Source organism: Halodesulfurarchaeum sp. HSR-GB (genome assembly GCF_031432215.1).
Classification (GTDB): domain Archaea; phylum Halobacteriota; class Halobacteria; order Halobacteriales; family Halobacteriaceae; genus Halodesulfurarchaeum.
Genome location: NZ_JAVKGN010000001.1, coordinates 485,851 through 504,351 on the forward strand (window position 1 = coordinate 485,851; position 18,501 = coordinate 504,351).

The 18,501-nt window shown below is 66.3% G+C and carries 23 protein-coding genes; 12 read left to right on the forward strand and 11 right to left on the reverse strand.

Going from position 1 to position 18,501, the window contains the following annotated elements; translation table 11 throughout:
• Positions 1 to 14: 14 nt before the first annotated feature.
• The 4 genes from RH831_RS02605 to fer form a co-directional block, all read right to left on the reverse strand.
• Entirely contained in the window at positions 15 to 1,133 is a 1,119-nt protein-coding gene (locus tag RH831_RS02605) for a hypothetical protein (RefSeq protein WP_310552705.1), read from the reverse strand.
• A gap of 7 nt (positions 1,134 to 1,140) precedes the next feature.
• Positions 1,141 to 1,506 (reverse strand): phosphoribosyl-AMP cyclohydrolase, encoded by a 366-nt coding sequence (hisI, locus tag RH831_RS02610; protein ID WP_310552706.1) that lies wholly within the window; start codon positions 1,504 to 1,506, stop codon positions 1,141 to 1,143.
• Positions 1,507 to 1,549: 43 nt separating this feature from the next.
• Positions 1,550 to 2,536, reverse strand: a complete 987-nt coding sequence (locus tag RH831_RS02615; protein WP_310552707.1) for a prepilin peptidase — start codon at positions 2,534 to 2,536, stop codon at positions 1,550 to 1,552.
• Positions 2,537 to 2,652: 116 nt separating this feature from the next.
• Complete coding sequence (fer, locus tag RH831_RS02620) at positions 2,653 to 3,042, reverse strand: ferredoxin Fer (RefSeq protein WP_310552708.1); 390 nt, start codon at positions 3,040 to 3,042, stop codon at positions 2,653 to 2,655.
• 160 nt (positions 3,043 to 3,202) lie between these two features.
• Here fer and hisA point away from each other — a divergent pair, with 160 nt between their 5' ends.
• From hisA to RH831_RS02640, 4 genes are read left to right on the forward strand one after another with little or no spacing between them, the layout of a single operon-like run.
• On the forward strand, positions 3,203 to 3,928 hold the full coding sequence (gene hisA / locus RH831_RS02625) for a 1-(5-phosphoribosyl)-5-[(5-phosphoribosylamino)methylideneamino]imidazole-4-carboxamide isomerase (protein ID WP_310552709.1): 726 nt from the start codon (positions 3,203 to 3,205) through the stop codon (positions 3,926 to 3,928).
• Between the two features lie 38 nt (positions 3,929 to 3,966).
• Complete coding sequence (hisB, locus tag RH831_RS02630; RefSeq protein WP_310552710.1) at positions 3,967 to 4,554, forward strand: imidazoleglycerol-phosphate dehydratase HisB; 588 nt, start codon at positions 3,967 to 3,969, stop codon at positions 4,552 to 4,554.
• Positions 4,555 to 4,560: 6 nt separating this feature from the next.
• Positions 4,561 to 5,064 carry an amino acid-binding protein gene (locus RH831_RS02635; RefSeq protein WP_071932500.1) on the forward strand — a complete coding sequence of 168 codons (504 nt, stop codon included), beginning with the start codon at positions 4,561 to 4,563 and terminating at the stop codon, positions 5,062 to 5,064.
• Positions 5,065 to 5,105: 41 nt separating this feature from the next.
• Positions 5,106 to 5,717: a YigZ family protein gene (locus RH831_RS02640; RefSeq protein ID WP_310552711.1), complete on the forward strand. Its 612-nt coding sequence runs from the start codon at positions 5,106 to 5,108 to the stop codon at positions 5,715 to 5,717.
• Here RH831_RS02640 and RH831_RS02645 read toward each other — a convergent pair.
• Positions 5,714 to 5,926 carry a hypothetical protein gene (locus tag RH831_RS02645; RefSeq protein ID WP_071932498.1) on the reverse strand — a complete coding sequence of 71 codons (213 nt, stop codon included), beginning with the start codon at positions 5,924 to 5,926 and terminating at the stop codon, positions 5,714 to 5,716. The genes RH831_RS02640 and RH831_RS02645 overlap by 4 nt on opposite strands.
• Before the next feature lie 50 nt (positions 5,927 to 5,976).
• Positions 5,977 to 6,654 carry a uracil phosphoribosyltransferase gene (gene upp, locus RH831_RS02650; RefSeq protein ID WP_310552712.1) on the reverse strand — a complete coding sequence of 226 codons (678 nt, stop codon included), beginning with the start codon at positions 6,652 to 6,654 and terminating at the stop codon, positions 5,977 to 5,979.
• An 87-nt stretch (positions 6,655 to 6,741) separates the two neighbouring features.
• On the opposite strand from upp, the gene RH831_RS02655 reads away from it, so the two are divergent.
• Positions 6,742 to 7,440: a DUF5828 family protein gene (locus tag RH831_RS02655; RefSeq protein ID WP_310552713.1), complete on the forward strand. Its 699-nt coding sequence runs from the start codon at positions 6,742 to 6,744 to the stop codon at positions 7,438 to 7,440.
• Between the two features lie 45 nt (positions 7,441 to 7,485).
• A complete protein-coding gene (locus RH831_RS02660; RefSeq protein ID WP_310552714.1) occupies positions 7,486 to 8,655 on the forward strand; it encodes an anion permease in 1,170 nt (389 codons plus the stop codon).
• Here RH831_RS02660 and RH831_RS02665 read toward each other — a convergent pair whose 3' ends face one another.
• Positions 8,656 to 10,005 carry a hemolysin family protein gene (locus RH831_RS02665; RefSeq protein WP_310552715.1) on the reverse strand — a complete coding sequence of 450 codons (1,350 nt, stop codon included), beginning with the start codon at positions 10,003 to 10,005 and terminating at the stop codon, positions 8,656 to 8,658.
• A 102-nt stretch (positions 10,006 to 10,107) separates the two neighbouring features.
• Here RH831_RS02665 and RH831_RS02670 point away from each other — a divergent pair, with 102 nt between their 5' ends.
• Entirely contained in the window at positions 10,108 to 10,401 is a 294-nt protein-coding gene (locus RH831_RS02670; RefSeq protein ID WP_310552716.1) for a glutathione S-transferase N-terminal domain-containing protein, read from the forward strand.
• Complete coding sequence (locus RH831_RS02675) at positions 10,401 to 10,913, forward strand: redoxin domain-containing protein (protein ID WP_310552717.1); 513 nt, start codon at positions 10,401 to 10,403, stop codon at positions 10,911 to 10,913. The genes RH831_RS02670 and RH831_RS02675 overlap by 1 nt, the downstream gene beginning before the upstream one ends.
• On the opposite strand, the gene RH831_RS02680 is transcribed toward RH831_RS02675, so the two are convergent.
• Positions 10,910 to 11,350: a TIGR00725 family protein gene (locus tag RH831_RS02680; RefSeq protein WP_070364060.1), complete on the reverse strand. Its 441-nt coding sequence runs from the start codon at positions 11,348 to 11,350 to the stop codon at positions 10,910 to 10,912. The two genes, RH831_RS02675 and RH831_RS02680, sit on opposite strands and share 4 nt — an antisense overlap.
• Positions 11,351 to 11,427: 77 nt before the next feature.
• On the opposite strand from RH831_RS02680, the gene RH831_RS02685 reads away from it, so the two are divergent.
• Positions 11,428 to 12,036 carry an L-threonylcarbamoyladenylate synthase gene (locus RH831_RS02685; protein WP_310552718.1) on the forward strand — a complete coding sequence of 203 codons (609 nt, stop codon included), beginning with the start codon at positions 11,428 to 11,430 and terminating at the stop codon, positions 12,034 to 12,036.
• Here the strand turns inward: RH831_RS02685 and RH831_RS02690 are convergent.
• Positions 12,033 to 12,695 (reverse strand): hypothetical protein, encoded by a 663-nt coding sequence (locus tag RH831_RS02690; protein WP_310552719.1) that lies wholly within the window; start codon positions 12,693 to 12,695, stop codon positions 12,033 to 12,035. The genes RH831_RS02685 and RH831_RS02690 overlap by 4 nt on opposite strands.
• A gap of 32 nt (positions 12,696 to 12,727) precedes the next feature.
• Positions 12,728 to 13,222, reverse strand: a complete 495-nt coding sequence (locus RH831_RS02695; RefSeq protein WP_310552720.1) for a conditioned medium-induced protein 4 — start codon at positions 13,220 to 13,222, stop codon at positions 12,728 to 12,730.
• A gap of 251 nt (positions 13,223 to 13,473) precedes the next feature.
• On the opposite strand from RH831_RS02695, the gene RH831_RS02700 reads away from it, so the two are divergent.
• Complete coding sequence (locus RH831_RS02700) at positions 13,474 to 15,582, forward strand: (Fe-S)-binding protein (protein ID WP_310552721.1); 2,109 nt, start codon at positions 13,474 to 13,476, stop codon at positions 15,580 to 15,582.
• A 40-nt stretch (positions 15,583 to 15,622) separates the two neighbouring features.
• Positions 15,623 to 16,603, forward strand: coding sequence for a porphobilinogen synthase (hemB, locus tag RH831_RS02705; RefSeq protein ID WP_310552722.1), 981 nt, complete (start codon positions 15,623 to 15,625; stop codon positions 16,601 to 16,603).
• 95 nt (positions 16,604 to 16,698) lie between these two features.
• Here the strand turns inward: hemB and RH831_RS02710 are convergent, their stop codons facing one another.
• Positions 16,699 to 16,923 (reverse strand): hypothetical protein, encoded by a 225-nt coding sequence (locus RH831_RS02710; protein ID WP_310552723.1) that lies wholly within the window; start codon positions 16,921 to 16,923, stop codon positions 16,699 to 16,701.
• Between the two features lie 210 nt (positions 16,924 to 17,133).
• Here RH831_RS02710 and RH831_RS02715 point away from each other — a divergent pair, with 210 nt between their 5' ends.
• On the forward strand, positions 17,134 to 18,468 hold the full coding sequence (locus tag RH831_RS02715; RefSeq protein ID WP_310552724.1) for a glutamate-1-semialdehyde 2,1-aminomutase: 1,335 nt from the start codon (positions 17,134 to 17,136) through the stop codon (positions 18,466 to 18,468).
• Positions 18,469 to 18,501: the final 33 nt, after the last annotated feature.

The following is an 18,501-nucleotide window of genomic DNA, read 5'->3' on the forward strand; positions in this document are numbered from 1 at the left end:
TAAGAAGGTTCGTACTACCGGTCGGACTCCAGGGCGGTCTCCAGGGCCGCCAACCGGTCGCGAGCGGCTTCCAGTTCCGCCTCGATCGTTCCGTCCGCGACCTGTCGGCGTTCGGCTTCGGTGAGTTCCGTCCGCGCGCGGGCGGTCTTCCTGAGCGAGGCGTACCGGGCGGGGTCCCCGCGAGCGAGGTCGAGGACGTCCCTGAGCGCGGCGATCGAGTCCCTCGCGTCGAATCGGTTCAGGACCGAGACGAGTTCCCGCCCACGGAATCGAAGGTGGTCGGCCGCGGGCGGTGGCCACTCGATCTCGAAGGGCGTCGCATCGAGGGTGTCCAGGTAGGTCCGGTTCCCGCCGACCACCCGGGCGAACGTCGCCGGCGCGTCGACGTAGTGGGTGAGTTTCGACTGGGAATAATCGGCATACTCCAGCAGCGTCGGAATCGTCTCGGTCCCGACGGCGGCCGATTCGAGATACGAGCGAAGCTCCGCCGGCGGTGCGGGGACCGACAGCAGCGGAAAGCGCTCGGCCGTCTCCAGGATCGAGAGGACCTGCCGGGCCCGCATCTCGGACCGGGCCCGCTGCATCGCGGCGCGAACCGACTCGTTGTACCGCTCGATCGGATCGCGAAGGACCTCGACCGGGGCGTCGAGGTCAGCAGTGCCCAAGCGTTTGACCGTCTCCAGGCGATCGATGCGCTCCCGAGTCTCGCGAATGGCCGTTCGTATCTCTCCCGCCAGGGTATGGACGCGTTGCTCGGCCTCGTTACGCTCGGTCAGGCGGTCCAGCAGGTCCTCGACCGGGCCGAGTCGGTCACGGGCCCACTCGAAATCCTCGTCGGTCAGGCGGCGCTTCTGGAGGGTCTCGTCGATCGCCTCGAAGGTCTCGCGCTCGGGCAGGTCCTCGGGGTAATCATCCAGGAAGTGGGCCAGTTCGTCCTGGAACTCGACGAAGGCCTGGAAGTCCCCCGAGCCGGTGGCCCGGTCCTCGTAGGTCGAGAGCAGCGTGGTGAACTCCTCGTGGGCCGATTCGAGCCGCCGGAGCCGGGACTCGCCAATTTCCGCCACCTGTGCTTCGGCCTGAGCGAGCGCCTCGCGGGCCGCTGCGAGCTCCGCGACCAGATCCGGCTCAGTCATCGAGTCCTCAGTAGACGTCATCGGGGTCGAAGACGACTTCGCCCACGTCAGTTCCGTCGAGGGTGCGGTAGAAACAGGAACGATGGCCCGTGTGACAGGCCCCTCCCTCCTGTTCGACGCGGTAGAGCAGGGTGTCGGCGTCACAGTCCACCCGGATCTCCGCGACCGACTGGGTGTGCCCGGAGCTCTGGCCCTTCTCCCAGAGTTCGTCTCGGCTGCGAGAGTAGTAGTGTGCCCGCCCCGTCTCGACGGTCTGCTCGACGGCCTCGCGGGTGGCGTAGGCAAACATGAGCACCTCCTCAGTTTCGACGTCCTGGGTGATGACGGGGATCAGCCCGGAATCGAAGTCGAGTTCGACCTCGAAGGAATCCATACCCGGAGAACGGGTGGCCGCCGGATAGCCGTTTCGTCCGGGGTCAGGGACCGGCCAGGCCGAGCAATTCGAGCACCCAGAACAGCAGGTCCCCGGCGATGAGCGCGAGGACCAGACCCAGAACCGTCGGGACGATGAAGGGGATCCCCGGCGAGACCCAGACCCGGTCTGCTGCCACGATTCGATCGAGGCCCGCCCGGAGATCTTCGGGGCTGGTCCCGTAGGCCGATCCGTCGAGGGCGTCGAGGAACGCGGTGGCACCCCAGCGGTCCGCCGATTCCTCGGTCAGGTCACCAGCAGACGGGACCGAGGGCTCGGTCACCGCCGTTCCGGCCCCAACAGCGCCATCCGTCGGGTCACCGGGTTCCTCGGGAAGTGTCTCAGGATCGACGAGTTCCGGCGTGGTACGCAGTGTCGCCAGGTCGATCCGTCGCCACCGGAGATACATCCGCAGGGCGTCCAGGTCCAGCCCCGAGCGAGTGAAGCCGCCGTCGGTGTCGAGCAGGGTGCCGTGTCTGTCCGGTAAACTCGTGACGGACACTTCCCGGGCGACCAGGGAGAGCAGGGAGAACGTTCCACCTCGGAGATTCGAGAGTGCAAGTGCGATCGGGTAGGCGGCCCCGACCAGCACGGCGTTCGTCAGCACCGTGAGCGAGAAGACCCCGATCGTGGTCTCGACGACGGGGAGCGTGCTGCCAAACGCCTCGTAGGCCGGGTACGTCGGGAAGAGAACGGCGAGGGTCAGAAACGCCTTCGCGTCGGCCCCGCCGAAGCCACCGATGATCCAGAAGCCGAGCGCGAGCCCCCCGACCAGCCCCACGCTGAGCCCGACTCGAAGCAGATAGAGGCCGAACCCCGGAGAGCCCGGGCCCAGCACCAGGAGGTCCCAGCCGACGAGCAGCACGCCGAGGGCCACGAGGGGCAGCCAGGTCCGATTCGGGACCCGGCGGGTCCTGAGGTCCTGAATCCCGGCCCAGGCGAAGACCGGGACGGCGAGCAGTCGAAGCAGGTCGGCGACGGTGGCGTCCACGAGTCGGGACTGGGCCCGCCCGCGGTTTGAAGGTTTCTAGAGCGGTTGCTCGCGAGTGGATTTCGAGCACCGTTGCTCGTTGGTCGAAAAAACAACGGGAAATCGGGCGGGCCCGATCAGATGACGCGGTCCTGGAGGAAGTCCAGGTGCTTGGCGTTGTAGACCAGCTGGACGTCGTCCGTGGCGGGCGAGCCGATGCAAGTCAGGCGGACGTTCTCCTCCTCCATCTCCTCGTCGGAGAGGATCTGCTGCATGTCCATCTCGATGTCGCCCTCCTTGACGATCCCCGCACAGTTCGCACAGGCACCGGCCCGGCAGGAGAAGGGCCAGTCGTACCCCGCGGCCTCGGCGGCCTCGAGGATATACTCGCCCTCACCGACGTCGAGTGTGCCATAGTCCTGGTCGTCCAGTCCCGCGTCGCCGGCCTTCTCGAAGAGGTCGCCGTCCTCGAGATCCCAGCCCTGGTCGTCGAGTACCTCGTAGTTGATGTATTCTACCGTGGGCATCAGAGGATCTGTTCACAGGCCAAGGTGATAGTCGTTTCCATCACCCCAGTTTCGTGCCGAAAGGCAAACGGGGCCAAACGGCCACTGGCTGGCGATTGGCCCGCCTCACGACGAGGACAGTCAGCACGTTCAAAAGGGCCACCATCATAGCCGCGATGCAATGGCCTTCGAATCCTTCGAGGTGATCCCGGCGGTCGATCTCAAAGACGGCGAGGTGGTGCAACTCGTCCAGGGCGAACGCGGCACGGAGACGAGCTACGGCGAGCCGGTCGCGGCCGCGACCCGGTGGGTCGAGGCGGGCGCCGAAACGCTGCACCTGGTCGACCTCGACGGGGCCTTCGAGGGCGAGCGACAGAACGCCGCGGCGATCGACTCGATCCTCGACGCCGTCGAGGTCCCTGTGCAGCTGGGCGGGGGCATCCGGACGGCCGAGGACGCCAGAGCGCTCCTCGATGCGGGCGTCGAACGGGTCATCATGGGCACGGCCGCCCTGGAGAATCCGGACCTGGTCGAAGCGGTGAGCGAGACCCACCCGGAGAGCGTGCTGGTCAGCCTGGACGCGAAGGAGGGGGAAGTCGTCGTCTCCGGCTGGACCGAAGGGACCGGGCTCTCGCCTGTCGAAGCCGCGAGTCGCTACGCGGAGATGGGAGCGGCGGGCATTCTCTTCACCGACGTGGACGTGGAGGGCAAGCAGGCAGGCGTACGTACTGAGCCGGTTGCAACTCTTGTCGAGGCCGTGGACGTACCGGTAATCGCCAGCGGCGGCGTCGCGACCGTCGAGGACGTCAAAGCGCTGCAGGAAGCCGGGGCCGCTGCGGTCGTCGTCGGCACGGCCCTCTACGAGGGTGCGTTCACGCTGGCCGAGGCCCAGGACGCGGTGGCGTGAGCACAACGGTCATATGCGTCCCGCGGCAGAGTTGAGCCATGAGCGAACGGCACGCGGCCCGAACCCGGGAGACCGCAGAGACGGACGTCTCGGTCACGATCGACCTCGACGGGACCGGCGAGACGACGGTGGACACCGGCGTGGGCTTTCTCGATCACATGCTCACGGCCTTTGGGACCCACGGCTACTTCGATCTGACCGTGCGGTGTGACGGGGACCTCGACGTCGACGAGCACCACACCGTCGAGGACGTTGGCGTGGTTCTCGGGCAGGCCATCGACGAGGCCCTTGGCGAGCGCCGGGCCATCGAGCGCTTCGCGGATCGCCAGGTTCCCATGGACGAGGCGAGTGCGACCGTCGTGCTGGACGTGAGCGGCCGCCCGTTTTTCAGTGCCGAGGGCGAGTTCTCCCAGGAGCGGGTGAACGAGTTCACGAGCGTCCTGGCGACCCACTTCTTCCGCTCGCTCGCCGAGAACGCGGGGCTCACCCTCCAGGTGGCGTTCCAGGGCGAGAACGCCCACCACGAGATCGAGGCGCTGTTCAAAGCCGTGGGTCGGGCCCTGGACGACGCGACGCGACTGGACGACCGCCGGGGCGGAACCCCGAGCACGAAAGGGACCCTGTGATCGTCGATGTTCAAGGCCATCATGGAGAAGTTCGAGGGGAGTCCCGGGCAACAGGCCGTGGTCAAACTCCTGCTCGAACGCGGGTTCTCCGTCAACGAGGCGGGCCGGGTCGTCTCGGGCTCCATCGAGATCCCCAACACCCAGGTCGCCGAGGAGGCGGGCGTGGACCGTCGGGTCGTCGACTCCACGACTGACGCGATCCTCGAGGATCCGGAACTCGAACGCATCTTCCGCAACATCTCACAGATCCCGAGCCTGATGGATCTCGCCCCGCTTTTGGATCTGACCGTCCTGACGATCTCGGTCCGCTCCGCCGGGGAGTCCGGCATTATCGGGGCAGTGACCAACCTGCTCGCCGAGCACGACATCACCATCCGGCAGGCCGTCAGCGAGGATCCGGATTTCACCGACGAACCGCGTCTCCACATCATCACCGAGGAGCAGGTCCCCGGCGACGTGCTGACGGCGCTCACCGACCTGGAGTTCGTTCGGTCGGTCGAGATCGCCTGAGAACCGCAACCCCGAAGGCGGTCGACCGACGATTCAGGACGATGGCCGACACCTATCGCACCGTGGCCGAAGTCGGCCGCGCGTACTTCGAGGTCCGGGGCTCGGAGTTCACCGGCCACGTCGCTCCCGTTCGATCCAAAGACGCCGCAGAAGCGTACATCGAGGAGGTGCGAGCCGAGTTCTCCGGCGCGACGATCATCCCGGCCTACCGGGTGCGGGTCGATTCGGGCTCGGGCTACATTCTTCGCGAGTATCAGAGCGACAGTCACGAGCCGACCGGTTCGGCCGGGAAACCGGCGCTGAACGTCCTCGTCCAGCAGGAGTTGGAGAACGTGGTGGCCGTCGTGGCCCGTTACTACGGTGGGACCAACCTGGGAATCGGCGGGCTGGCGAGAGCCTACGGGCGGGGTGTGAAAGAGGCCGTGGAGGACGCTGGGATCACCGAACGGCGGCCGGAGGAGACCTTCGACGTGGAGGTCGTCTACGACGATTCGGGCACGGTGCGAGGGATTCTTGAGTCCGCCGACGTGGAGTTCGACGCCGACTACGAGGAGACGGTCTCGTTCAGGGTGACCGTGCCAGTTGATGAGGTCGCGGGGCTCAAAGACCGACTCCGAAGCGCCACGAGCGGCCGGGCCGACATCACGGACTAGTCGACGATGAGTTCGTCGTCCTCGGAGACGACCGTCGAGGCGGCCTCGTGTTGCATCTCCGTCTCGTAGCGGTCGATCCACGCCGCGAAACACTCCGGACACAGTCGCTGGGAGTCGATCTGGGAGCGGTCGACCGTCAGCCGAACAGTTCGGGCCAGCGCATCGGTGACCGGCTCCCCACACGCGTCACAGCGATCGGCGTCTGTCATGCTCGAAGTCCCGACCGCGAGAGACATATAGCTTGTTTCGTGTCGTCCGGTCAGGCCGTCCCGAACGCTCGATCGCCGGCGTCCCCCAGCCCGGGGACGATGTAGCCGTCCTCGTCGAGATGATCGTCGACCGCGACGGTGAGCACGGAAACATCGGGGAATTCGTCCTCCACGCGACAGACGCCCTCCGGCGCACTCACGGCGGCGAGCAGCATGACCTCGGCCTCGTCGGGGGCGTCCTCGGCGACCCGCGAAAGTACCGTCGTCGCCGTCGACCCCGTCGCGAGCATCGGGTCGGCGACGATGACCGTATCCTCCGGCGAGATGTCGGGGAGTTTCACGTAATCCACGTCGATCGGGAAGGTGCCGTCCTCGGTCATCCCGGCGCCCTCGTTTCGGCCGGCGCTGATGACTCCCTGGCGCGCGGAGGGGAAGGCCTTGAGCAACCCCTCCACAAAGGGCGTCGCCGCCCGGAGGACGTTGATGATGACCACGTCATCGAGGCCGCTGACCTGCTGGCCCATCGTGTCGGTCAGGGGAGTCTCGATCTCGACGTACTCGGTGTCCATCGCCCCGTCGATGATCTCGTAGCCACAGATGCGGCCCAGTTTCACCAGCCCCTTTCGGAACCCGATCTGTTCGGTCTCGACCGATCGCAGCCGCGAGAGGGTGTGTGTCGCGAGTGCGTGGTCGATCAGCGCGCCGTGTTCCTGCTCCCGAATCGGCATGCACGGGTGAAATCGCGGCGGCGGGTTAGCGCTACCGATCCCGATGGAGGGGAAAAGTGTATACTCGCTGCTGGGTTACGGGGCATAATGGAAGAGAGCATCTCGGGTTTCAAACAACGTGGAACCTGGGGTGAGATCGTCGAACACGGCGAACGAATCACCACCGCCCTCCGAGAGGCCTCGGCCACCGAGAAATATCCCGACGCGTTCGAGGAGTGGGTCGAGTGGCGACCCAAGATCCACGAGCAGATCGAGGAGGACGTCTCGGCGAAGACCGCCGACCAGGCAAGCGTGGGTGAAGGAAAAGGAGAGGCCAAAGGCAAAACCGCCGACGATGACCTCCAGTCCGCGGGCGAGCACCTCACCGAGTCCTACGAGAAGATCGAGGAGAACGACACCGACGGCGCGGTCGAGAAGTGGCAGGACACCATCGATTACGTCGCCCGGGCGGCCGACACCGCCAGTCGCAAGGCCCTCCGGAAGGTCGAGAGCACCGTCTACGAGCGGGTGATGACCCAGGTCGCCCCCTACTACTTCGACAACGACCTGATCAGCGCGAACATCCAGCGGGTGCGCTCCCAGGAGGAGTTCGTCTTCGAGGTCAACGTGAACGACGAGACGCTCAAAGACGAGGTCCGCGAGCACCTGGAGTCCTTCGAGGACCTGGATCGCTGGCACGTGGACACCGAGAAAGCAACAGAGATCGCCGAAGCAGTCGAAGGCGTCGAGGCCCCCGAGGGGACAGAGACCCCGGACGACACGTCACCGGACTCGCATACGACCTGAGCCGAGCCGCCAAGCACTTATCGTGGCCCCGTCCATCCGAAAGTAATGAGCGGTGGAGCCCTCCTGACCCTCGTGGTCGCCTCGCTGGCGAGTCTCTTCATGGCGTGGGCCATCGGGGCCGGATCGAGCGGTTCCACACCGTTCGCCCCGGCAGTCGGTGCAAACGCCATCTCGGTGATGCGGGCCGGGTTCCTCGTCGGGATCCTGGGCTTTGCCGGTGCGGCCCTCCAGGGCGCAAACGTCTCCGAGACGGTCGGGACTGGATTGATTCAGGGCGTCACGCTGACGCCGGCTGCGGTGGTGACCGTGCTCGCCATCGCCGCCACGCTGGTGGCGGCGGGCGTGTTCCTGGGCTATCCGATCGCGACGGCCTTCACCGTCACGGGGGCCGTAGTCGGGGTCGGCCTCGCGCTGGGCGGTGCGCCCGCCTGGGCGGCCTACTACGAGATCGTCGGGCTCTGGGTCGCCGTCCCCTTCGTCGGTGGCGGGGTCGCGTTCGCGACCGCAAGGCTGCTCCGGTCGGTCGATCGCGATCAGCTGACGGTGCCGGCCCTCGGCGCGCTCGTGGGGGTCGTCGTCGCGAACATTCGCTTTGACATCCTCGGGGGCGACGGGGGCCAGTCGGTCGCCGAGAGCATCGCCGGCATCGGCGGGTTCGGCGCGGCCGGGGTCGCCCTGGCGACCGTCGGCCTTGGTATCCTCGTGGCCGTGCTCCTCCGCTGGGACGTGGGAAAACACCCGATCGCCGGCATGCGACACTTCCTGGTCGCCATGGGCGGGCTGGTCGCGTTCTCGGCCGGGGGGAGCCAGGTCGGGCTGGCCGTCGGCCCGCTCATCCCACTGCTGGGCGATTCAATCCCGCTCTCGATGGTGCTGGTGGGTGGCGGGCTCGGGTTGCTCGTGGGCTCCTGGACCGGTGCGCCGCGGATGATCAAGGCCATCGCCCAGGACTACTCCTCGCTGGGCCCGCGACGCTCCATCGCGGCGCTGATCCCCTCCTTCGTACTGGCCCAGACGGCGGTTCTGCTGGGCGTGCCAGTCTCGTTCAACGAGATCGTCGTGAGCGCAATCATGGGCAGCGGCCTGGCCGTCGAGGGCCGGGAGGGCGTGAGCGCGGCGAAAATGGGGTACACGGCCCTCGCCTGGGTCGGCTCGCTCGTCTTCGCGATCGTCGTGGGCTATGGCGGGTTCAGGCTCGTCGCCCTGCTGTTCTGATCAGAGTTCCTCGACGTTCGGGCGCTCCGCATCGGGAAGCGCGTCGTCGCCCTCGTGTCTGGTCACCCGGGCTTTCATGATCCGGGTGTCCTCGACCTGCTCGGCCCGTAACTCGATGTTCTCGTAGGTGAAGACCTCGCCCTCCTCGACCAGCCGGCCCGCTCGATTGAAGATGAAGCCAGCGATGGTCTCGAACTCCTCGCCCTCGGGGAGTTCGATGTCAAGCGCCTCGTTGACCTCCTCGATGTTGACCTCGCCTCTGACCAGCACGGTCTGCTCGTCGACGCGGTCGATCGGGCGCTCCTCCCCGCCTTCGAGGATCTCGCCGGTGATCTCCTCGATGATGTCCTCGGTGGTGATCAGGCCTTCTGTCGTCCCGAACTCGTCGATGACGATGACCATGCCCACCCGCTCTTCCTGCATCTCCTGGAGGAGTTCGTCGACGTTCTTGGACTCGGGAACATGGAGGGTCGGCTGGATGAGATCGCGCAGTGTCGCCTCGCCATTCTCGCTGTAGAGATACTCACGAACCAGATCCCGCAACTGGACGATCCCCATGACAGTGTCCAGATCCGACTCGTAGACCGGGACCCGCTCGTGGCCGCTCTGAGTGCAGGTCTGGATCGCCGTCTCGATCGGGTCGTCCGCGGCGACCGCAGTCACGTCCAGTCGCGGCGTCATGACCTCCTTGGCGATGGTCTGGTCGAAGCGGAAGATGCGCTGGAGCATCTCCCGCTCGTCGGATTCGATGACGCCCTCGCGCTCGCCGGTCTTGATGAGGTTCTGGATCTCGTCGCGGGTCACATAGGAGGACTCGATCGCCGCGTGCCCGCCCGTGACCTTGATGACGATCCGGGAGAGGTAATCGAAGAGCACCACCAGCGGATAGAGCAGACGCTCGGTGAGCGCGAGCGGCCGGGAGACCCGGAGTGTCCACTCCTCGGTGTGCTCGACGGCATAGGACTTCGGCGCGATCTCGCCGAACAGCAACACCAGTGCCGTGACCCCGAAGGTCGCGGCGAAGACGGCCTGGCCCTGGGTGAGAAAGACCCCGAACAGGGCCGTCGCGATGGAGGACATCGCGATGTTCACCAGGTTGTTCCCCACGAGGATGGTCACCAGGAGGCGGTGGGGGTCCTCCTTGAGTTCCATGACTGTCGCCGCGTTCGGGACCCCCTCCTCGTAGAGCGCCTCGATGCGGTGGCGGGCCAGCGAAAACATCGCGATCTCCGATGAGGAGAAGAAAGCGGAGAGTGCCACGAGCAGGAGGATCGAGGCGAAGCCGAGCCAGACCCAGAGTCCCGGCGAGCCAGCGCCGATCCCATCGATTGCAGCGGGAAGTATACCCATCAACACCCGAAATTCCGGGCGCGGCCCCTAAAGCATTTCTTCACCCCCGGATGGATTAGCCGGACTCGGCAAGGTTTTCCCCGCCGATCCCTCAGCACGGATATGGCAGAGCAGACGCTCGATGAGCCCGCGAGCGTGGACACCGACCTCACGCTGTATCGGCTCCAGGGCTGCCCGTTTTGTGAACGAGTCGTCCGGACCCTCGAGGACCTGGACGTCTCCTATCACTCCCGCTTCGTCGAGGCAAAACACTCCGAGCGAAACGTCGTCCAGCGTCTCTCCGGCAACCGCGAGGTGCCGGTGATCGTGGATCACAACACCGGCGTGACGATGGGCGAGAGTCCCCGGATCGTCAAATACCTCTACAAGACCTACCGGAACCGGGGTGGAGACTGATGCGGCGAAAAGTCACCGAATTCGAACCGACAGATCACCTTGAGACCGGCGAGAAAGCGCCCGATTTCACTCGGCCCCTCGTCAACGAGGAGTTCTGGGAGGACACCGCGCTCTCGGATGTCCTCGAGGACGGGCCGGTCCTCCTCATCTTCCACCCGATGGACCGGGCGTTCCCGACGACCTACGTCTACAACGCGCTCAAAGATCGGTCGATCCTCTCGGGGCCGGCCCAGGTTGTCGGTATCACGATTTCCACGCCCTACGACCACGCCCGCACGATCGAGGACCGTGGGATCGAGGCCATCCGCGGCCTCTACTCGGACCCGAAAAACGAAGTGGCCGCGGAGTACGGCCTGGCACACGACCTGGACGGCATGGAAGGGATCGAGGAGCCCCGCCTCGCGCTCTATCTCATCGAACCCGACCGGACCGTCGCCTTCGACTGGGTCGCGGAGGCCTGGCCGCAGTTCCCGGATTACGACGCGCTCGAAGACGCACTCGAAGCACTCTAGACGACCGATTCGACGTATTCGATCGCCGCGGACGGCGAATCGACGGCTTCGACGCCGGCCACGTCGTGGGTTTCGATCCCCGCCACCGGCCGGTCCAGATCCAGCGCGTGAGCGAGTTCCGAGAGCGTGCCGTAGCCCCCATCAATGGCGATCACCGCGTCGCCGTTCCGGACGACCAGCACGTTCCTGGCGTTTCCCAGTCCGGTCGCGATCGGCACGTCGATGTGGGGGTTGGCCGCCGCACGGTCGTCCCCGGGAAGGATGCCGATGGTCCGGCCGCCCGTTTCGGCCATCCCCGCAGCGACCGCCTCCATCACGCCCGTGAGCCCGCCACAGACAACGTCGTGGCCGCGCTCGCCGAGTCGCTCGCCGAGTTCTTCGGCCAGCTCGTCGGTTTCTGCGTCCACGGAACTGCCACCGATGACACTGACTCGCATATCGTTGCCTCGGTGCCCAGCCCCGTAGTCGTTTGCCGATCCGGGATTTCTTTGCCCCCGCCACCGAGATGGGAACCATGGCCGAACGGCTCGACGGACGGCAGGACGACGCCATAACGCGAGCGGCCGCGGCGCTCGATCGGGGCGAACTCGTCGTCTACCCCACCGAGACGGTCTACGGGCTGGGGGCCGACGCCCTCGACCCAGCGGCGATCGATCGGGTGTTCGACGCGAAGCACCGGGACCGAGACGAACCGGTCTCGCTCGCGGTTCCCAGCGCCGCGGCGGCCCGGGACTACGTCACCCCGAGCGAGCGGGAAGCCGAGTTCATGGCTGCGTTCCTGCCCGGCCCGGTGACGGTGGTCCTCGAACGGAAGCCGATCGTCCCGGACGTGCTCACGGGCGGTCGGGCGAAGGTCGGCATCCGGGTGCCTGACCACGCGGTCGCCCAGGCGTTGCTGGCGGAATTCGCACCGATCACCGCCACCAGCGCCAACGTCAGCGGCCGACCCAGCGCGACCCGCCCCGAAGCCGTCGACCCCGAACTCGAAGCGGCCGTGGCCGTGATCCTCGAAGCCGGCCGGAGCGGTGGCGCCGGGAGCACAGTGGTCGACGTGGCAACCGACGAGTTGCTCAGGGAGGGCCCGGAGGCTGATGCCATCCGGGACTGGCTCGCGAGCCACTAGCCGCCGGGCAGGAGCGAGGCGAGCGAACGGGTCTGTGTCCCACACTCACCAGCGAAGCGACAGGTCTCGCACTTGGCGTCGTCGCCGATCCGGGGTGGCGGGCCGTCCATCGACCGGACGGCCCTGAGAGTGCGGCGATAGGTTGCCTTCCGACGGGTCGTGAGCGGCACCGAGCGAACGATTCCGTGCCGAGGGTACTCGACGTAGGCCGTCTCGACTTCTGTCGCGGCCGTCCAGGCGAGTGCCTTGGCCGCGCCGACGGCTTTGACCGTCTGTGGCTGCCAGACGCCCTCCGGCGGGGGTGAGCCGGCGGAAACGATCGTCGGCGCGAGCGGGTCGGCGAGCACTTTCGCGACGCGCCCGCGAACGTCCTTGCCCGTGAGAAGCACGTCCGTCCGGTCGGGGTCGACCAGGTCGGCCCAGCGAGGATGGGACGCTCGCAGCGCTCGAAGTCGCTCGTAAAACGTCCCCCTGGAGACGGCGAGGTCGGCCGCCGGCCTCAAGTCCGGATCGGCGAGCAGTGTTTCGTACTGGCGGCTCAATTCGAGTGCCGCCGCGTGTTCGGGCGGCGGCGAGCGGTCGTTCTGCCTGGCGTAATAGAGTTTCCGCGGGCAGAACGCCGCGAGGGCCAGATCGGAGAGAGCGAGGCGTTCGGACACGAACCCGGGTGGGCCGGTCATCGCCCCTAAACTTACATGTCGACGTCGACTTCCTGGTCCGCCAGGGACTCGTCCAGCCCGGTCTCCTCCAGACTCGACGTGAGCCGGTCCGCGATGTCCCGGTCTTCGAGGATCGACTCGAAGGCCTGTCGGTAGCGATCGGCGACCCGGCGGCGTTCGGCCCTGACTGCCTGGCTTCGCTCGTCGGGATCGGTCGATCGCTGGAGATGCAGATCGTAGCGAGCAGTCGTTACCGCCGCCTCGGAGAGATCCTCGTGTTCGGCGGCGATCTCGGCGTCCGAACGGCCCGCGTAGTAGCCCTCGACGATCGTCGCCAGCTGCGCTGTGGCGCAACCCGTCTCGAATTCGAGTGCCTCGCGCATGTCCTCGATCGCCTCGATCAACGCCGCCCGGACGTCCTGCTCGGATCCGAGAGTCCCTCGCGTGTCCTGCTGGCGCTCGGTGACGGTCTCGGTGCCGGTCACCGACTCGAAGAGGTCACGAAGTTCCGACGTCCGGTCACCCATACCAAAATTTGGTCCGGCGAGCCGCATAGGTCTGTCGTCGCCTGGCGCGCGCTCGCGGCCGCGGGTCGCTTCCAGCGAGTCGAGCCGCATCCAACATGGCGTGCGCACCCCGAAATTGGGCTCGAATCGGGCGTGAAATCCGTGTGCATGTCCCACACTTCCCGCAAATTTTTCCCCCAGAAGGGGGCGAGTTTCGCAGGTATTCGGGGGTCTTGGAAAGTTTTATGCGCGGCGTCGGGAGAGCATCCCGTATGGTGCTACTCGCACAGGCAAGTGATATCACGCGTGAAGCGTTCTGGCAGATCAGCCACGCGGGGGAACTGGTCTTCTACTACCTCACGATCGTGGCCGTTCTGCTGTTCGCCTACGGCTTTTACCGCCGTGTCGAGCGCTATCGGCAAGGGGCCGAAGACCCCTTCGAGCGACTCGATGACCTCGTCGGCCGGACCGTGGAGGCGACCAGGATCGTCGGGAGTAACGTAAAACAGTTCGACAGGGACTTCTTCGCGGGGTTGATGCACTCCTTCATCTTCTGGGGGTTCCTCGCGCTTTTGATGACGACGACGATCGTCGCCTTCGAGATGGACATCTGGGTGAAACTGCTCCAGCAGGATCGCTTTTTCGTCGGCGACTTCTACCAGTCGGTCTCGATGATGGCCGACATCATGGGTTTCGTCTTCGTGGTCGGGATGGCCATGGCCCTGTCTCAGCGCTACGTGACCCGAAAGGACCGGCTCTGGGGTGAACACACCCGGCTGGAGGACGACCTCTTCGTCTGGGCGCTGTTCCTGCTCGGCGTCGGCGGGTTCCTCCAGGAGTCGATTCGCATCGTCGGTGCCGGAATGCCCGAGTTCGAGACCGTGAGCGTCGTCGGCTACGCGCTCGCCTCGGTCTTCACGGGCCTCGGCATGGACCCCGAGATGGCCGCGACCCTCTACCGCCCGCTCTGGTGGTCCCACGCCCTGCTCGCGCTGGGCTTTGTCGCCACGGTGCCCTACGCGAAGCCGGTGCACATGCTCACGAGCTACGCGAACGTGGTGACCCGCGATCCGAAGGCCGGCGTTCGCCTGCCGGGCGTTCCGGAGGACGCCAGTCCCGAGGAGATCGGCACCACCGATATCGAGGACTTCTCCTGGAAGCAACTGCTCGATCACGACGCCTGTACGAAGTGTGGCCGGTGTACCTCGGTGTGTCCGGCCAACCAGTCCGGTCGGCCGCTCGACCCGCGAAACGTCATCCTCGACCTGCGGAAGTACGGCCGGGAACTCGAAGCCGGCGAGACCGAGGAGATCCCGATCATCTCCGGCGAGGAGGACTCGGTCATCGACCCGGAAACCATGGAGTCCTGTATGACCTGCATGGCCTGTGTCGATGCCTGTCCGGTCGAGATCGAGCACGTCACGCAGTTCACGGAGATGAACCGTCGGCTCACCGAGTCCGGCGCGATGGACGAGAACGTCCAGGAGGCCATGATGGCCCTCTTCCAGCAGGGCAACTCCTTCGGCGAGCCCGAGGCCCAGCGGGCGGAGTGGACCGAGGAACTCGAATTCGACATCCCCGATGCCCGCGAGACCGAGGTCGAGTACCTCTGGTACGTGGGTGATTACCCGAGCTTCGACGACCGGAACCAGAAGGTCGCTCGCTCCCTGGCCCGGATCTTCGAGGCCGCGGACGTCTCCTATGGCATCCTCTACGAGGACGAGAAAAACGCCGGGAACGACATCCGCCGCGTGGGCGAGGAAGGGCTCTTCGAGATGCTCGCGATGGAGAACATCGAGACCTTCGAGGCCGTGGACTACGACCAGATGGTCACCACGGACCCCCACGCCTACAACACCTTCAAGAACGAGTACGAGCAGTTCGGCTGGGAGCGCGGTGACGACGTGGTTCACTACACCCAGGTCGTCGAGGACCTCGTCGAGTCCGGCGCGCTGCCCCTGGAGGGCACGGAACTGGACACCCGCGCGACCTTCCACGACCCGTGTCACCTCGGCCGGTACAACGACGAGTTCGAGGCCCCGCGTGCAGTGCTCGACTCCACGGGGGCCGACCTCGACGAGATGCCCCGGAACAAGTCCGACTCCTACTGCTGTGGTGGCGGTGGCGGCGGCCTCTGGCTCGACCCCGACGAGGACGAGAAGCCGGCCGAAGAGCGGATCCGGGAGGCCCTCGAGGACACTTCGGGCGGCGAGGACGTCGACCAGTTCGTCGTCTCCTGTCCGATGTGTATGACCATGTACGAGGACGGCGCCAAGTCCGGCGGCTATCAGGACGACATCGAGGTCGTCGACCTCGCGGAGATGGTCTGGGACGCCCTCGAGGCGAACGGCGCTGCCGATTCGGTCGCGGCCGCGGACTGACAGTCGGAGTCTCTTTTTGCGTGGGGCGGTCAGTACGGGTATGGAACAGACCCGACGCCCCAGACGCCTGCGCCAGGACGGCATTCGCGAGCTGGTCCGGGAGACGACAGTCTCCCCGTCGGACCTGATCGCGCCCGTGTTCGTGGACGCGACGATCGACGAGCGGGTCGAGATCCCCTCGATGCCCGGCCACGAGCGGGTCCCGCTGGACCAGATCACGGAGCGAGTCGAGGAAGTGCTCGCGACCGGCATCGAAGCGGTGATCCTCTTCGGCGTGCCCCAGGAGAAAGACGCCGAGGGCTCGGGGGCCTGGGCCGAGGACGGTGTCATCCAGGAGGCGACCCGCCGCGTGAGCGAGGCGACAGAAGCCTATCTCATCACGGACGTCTGTCTCTGTGAGTACACCGACCACGGTCACTGTGGCGTGCTGGAACCCGGCGCGCCCGAGGACGTGACGCTCACGGTCGACAACGACCCGACCCTCGAACACATCGCGCGGACCGCAGTCTCCCACGCCGAGGCAGGGGCGGACATGGTCGCCCCGAGCGGAATGATGGACGGGATGGTCGGGGCCCTGCGAGAAGCCCTCGACGAGGCGGGCTTCGAGCACACCCCGATCATGAGTTACGCGGCGAAGTACGAGTCCGCGTTCTACGGGCCCTTCCGGGACGCCGCCGACGGCGCACCGAGTTTCGGCGATCGCCGCCACTACCAGATGGACCCGGGAAACGCCGAGGAGGCCATGCGTGAGGTCGCCCTCGACGTCGAGCAGGGTGCCGACGTGCTGATGGTCAAACCCGCCTTGCCCTACCTCGACGTCGTCCGGGCGGTCGACCAGTCCTTCGAATATCCGGTCGCGGCCTACAACGTCAGCGGCGAGTACGCCATGCTCCACGCGGCCGCGGAGAAGGGGTGGCTCGACCTCGAAGCGACGGCCCTCGAATCCCTCCAGTCGATCAAGCGGGCCGGCGCGGATCTGATCCTCACCTACTTCGCCGAGGACGTCGCCAGGCGACTGTAGCCCGCGAACAGCCGAGACGATTCCAGCGCCGAGCGAGTGCACTCAGCAGGGCGCGAACAGGGACCAAGAACAGTTGAAGAGAGTGAGCCGGTGGGCTACTGGATGCCCCAAGAGAACGACCCATTGTCAGGCCGATCCCCAGCAAGCGTCCGGGCCTTCTCGACCGCGTCGATGGCGTCGATGACCGCTTCGGCGAGTTGCGCCTCGCGTTCGAGGTCGGACTGCTCCAGGACTGCTTCGAGCTCCCGGTAGGACCGATCGAGTCGCTCCCTCGGTTTCGAGTCCGATGCTCCCCGAAACTCATCCATTCTCGTGGCCATACCAGCAATTGGAGGCCCCTTTCAGGTAGTAATGGTCTGCCTAAAGGTGTGTCACCAGGTCACAATAGACGGCCTCCATCTTGCACTTCGCTGTGAATGCGATATACAGACATTGACCTCCTCCCGCGCCTGAAGACGCGGGAATCAGTCTCGACGGCACGACAGTCGACCAACACCACCTTCATTGCCCCCGGTGGCAAAGCCCGTAGCATGAATCTGGAGTCCTCACGAGACCTGTACGACCGTGCGCTCTCGGTCCTCCCTGGCGGGGTGAACTCCCCCGTTCGGGCGAGCTATCCCTATCCCGCGTTCATCCAGCGCGGCGACGGCGCCCACGTCATCGACGCCGACGGCAACCGCTACATCGACTACGTGGCCGGCTACGGCCCGGTTCTCCTGGGCCACTCGCTCCCGGATCGGGTGATCGCGGCGATCCAGTCCCAGGTCAGCGACGGGCCGATGTACGGCGCACCCACGGAGGTCGAGGTCGAACTCGCGGAGTTCATCACACGCCACGTGCCCAGCATCGAGATGGTCCGGTTCGTGAACTCGGGCACCGAGGCCACGACAGGGGCCGTGCGACTCGCCCGCGGCTACACGGACCGGGACAAGGTCGTAATCATGCAGGGCGGCTATCACGGGGCCCAGGAGAGCACGCTGATCGAGGGCGACCAGCACGAGGCCGCCCCCTCCAGCCCCGGCGTCCCCGCCGAATTCGCCGCCAACACGATTCCCGTCCCGTTCAACGACGAGGCGGCGGTCGAGGCGGTCTTCGCGGACCACGGCTCGGAGATCGCCGCCGTGCTCACCGAGCCGCTCCTGGGCAACCAGGGCATCGTCATGCCCCAGCCGGGGTATCACGAGACCCTTCGCGAACTCACCCGAGAGCACGGCGCACTCCTGATCTTCGATGAGGTCATGACCGGGTTCCGGGTCGGCGGCCTGGGTTGTGCCCAGAGTCACTTCGGGATCGAACCCGACCTGACGACGCTGGCGAAGGTCATCGGCGGCGGGTTCCCGATCGGGGCGATCGGCGGCCGAACCGAGATCATGGAGTCGCTGACCCCCGCCGGGGACGTCTTCGAGGCCGGGACCTTCTCCGGGCACCCGGTCACCATGACCGCGGGACTGGAGACGCTGCGCTATGCCGCCGAGGAGAACGTCTACGAGCACCTGGCCGACCTGGGAGAACAGCTCCGATCGGGGCTGGTGGACATCGTGGCCGATCAGGCCCCCGCCTACACGGTGACGGGCATCGACAGCATGTTCAAGGTCATCTTCACCCGGGACGGGCCGGCCCAGACTGGGGCCTGTTCGGCCGGGTGTCGCCAGGATCCGGACTGCCCGCACAGTCAGGCCTGTCCGAAAAACGCAAGCGACGTGAAAGCCGCGGCGACCGACCGCTGGGAGCGGGTCTTCTACCACCAGATGCGCGAGCAGGGAGTCCTGCTCACCCCCAACCAGTTCGAATCCGAGTTCCTCACCGCCGCTCACACCGCCGAGGACATCGAAGAGACGTTGGAAGCCTACAAGGCCGTCCTCTAGGCACCCCAGCGGCCACGAGACGAATGGTTTTCC

What these genes read in the sequence shown, in the direction of transcription:
- RH831_RS02605 (WP_310552705.1), bottom strand. Translation starts at nt 1,133, where the DNA reads ATGACTGAGCCGGATCTGGTCGCGGAGCTCGCAGCGGCCCGCGAGGCG.
- hisI (WP_310552706.1), bottom strand. Translation starts at nt 1,506, where the DNA reads ATGGATTCCTTCGAGGTCGAACTCGACTTCGATTCCGGGCTGATCCCC.
- fer (WP_310552708.1), bottom strand. Translation starts at nt 3,042, where the DNA reads ATGCCCACGGTAGAATACATCAACTACGAGGTACTCGACGACCAGGGC.
- hisA (WP_310552709.1), top strand. Translation starts at nt 3,203, where the DNA reads ATGGCCTTCGAATCCTTCGAGGTGATCCCGGCGGTCGATCTCAAAGAC.
- hisB (WP_310552710.1), top strand. Translation starts at nt 3,967, where the DNA reads ATGAGCGAACGGCACGCGGCCCGAACCCGGGAGACCGCAGAGACGGAC.
- RH831_RS02635 (WP_071932500.1), top strand. Translation starts at nt 4,561, where the DNA reads ATGTTCAAGGCCATCATGGAGAAGTTCGAGGGGAGTCCCGGGCAACAG.
- RH831_RS02640 (WP_310552711.1), top strand. Translation starts at nt 5,106, where the DNA reads ATGGCCGACACCTATCGCACCGTGGCCGAAGTCGGCCGCGCGTACTTC.
- RH831_RS02645 (WP_071932498.1), bottom strand. Translation starts at nt 5,926, where the DNA reads ATGACAGACGCCGATCGCTGTGACGCGTGTGGGGAGCCGGTCACCGAT.
- upp (WP_310552712.1), bottom strand. Translation starts at nt 6,654, where the DNA reads ATGCCGATTCGGGAGCAGGAACACGGCGCGCTGATCGACCACGCACTC.
- RH831_RS02655 (WP_310552713.1), top strand. Translation starts at nt 6,742, where the DNA reads ATGGAAGAGAGCATCTCGGGTTTCAAACAACGTGGAACCTGGGGTGAG.
- RH831_RS02660 (WP_310552714.1), top strand. Translation starts at nt 7,486, where the DNA reads ATGAGCGGTGGAGCCCTCCTGACCCTCGTGGTCGCCTCGCTGGCGAGT.
- RH831_RS02665 (WP_310552715.1), bottom strand. Translation starts at nt 10,005, where the DNA reads ATGGGTATACTTCCCGCTGCAATCGATGGGATCGGCGCTGGCTCGCCG.
- RH831_RS02670 (WP_310552716.1), top strand. Translation starts at nt 10,108, where the DNA reads ATGGCAGAGCAGACGCTCGATGAGCCCGCGAGCGTGGACACCGACCTC.
- RH831_RS02675 (WP_310552717.1), top strand. Translation starts at nt 10,401, where the DNA reads ATGCGGCGAAAAGTCACCGAATTCGAACCGACAGATCACCTTGAGACC.
- RH831_RS02680 (WP_070364060.1), bottom strand. Translation starts at nt 11,350, where the DNA reads ATGCGAGTCAGTGTCATCGGTGGCAGTTCCGTGGACGCAGAAACCGAC.
- RH831_RS02685 (WP_310552718.1), top strand. Translation starts at nt 11,428, where the DNA reads ATGGCCGAACGGCTCGACGGACGGCAGGACGACGCCATAACGCGAGCG.
- RH831_RS02695 (WP_310552720.1), bottom strand. Translation starts at nt 13,222, where the DNA reads ATGGGTGACCGGACGTCGGAACTTCGTGACCTCTTCGAGTCGGTGACC.
- RH831_RS02700 (WP_310552721.1), top strand. Translation starts at nt 13,474, where the DNA reads ATGGTGCTACTCGCACAGGCAAGTGATATCACGCGTGAAGCGTTCTGG.
- hemB (WP_310552722.1), top strand. Translation starts at nt 15,623, where the DNA reads ATGGAACAGACCCGACGCCCCAGACGCCTGCGCCAGGACGGCATTCGC.
- RH831_RS02710 (WP_310552723.1), bottom strand. Translation starts at nt 16,923, where the DNA reads ATGGCCACGAGAATGGATGAGTTTCGGGGAGCATCGGACTCGAAACCG.
- RH831_RS02715 (WP_310552724.1), top strand. Translation starts at nt 17,134, where the DNA reads ATGAATCTGGAGTCCTCACGAGACCTGTACGACCGTGCGCTCTCGGTC.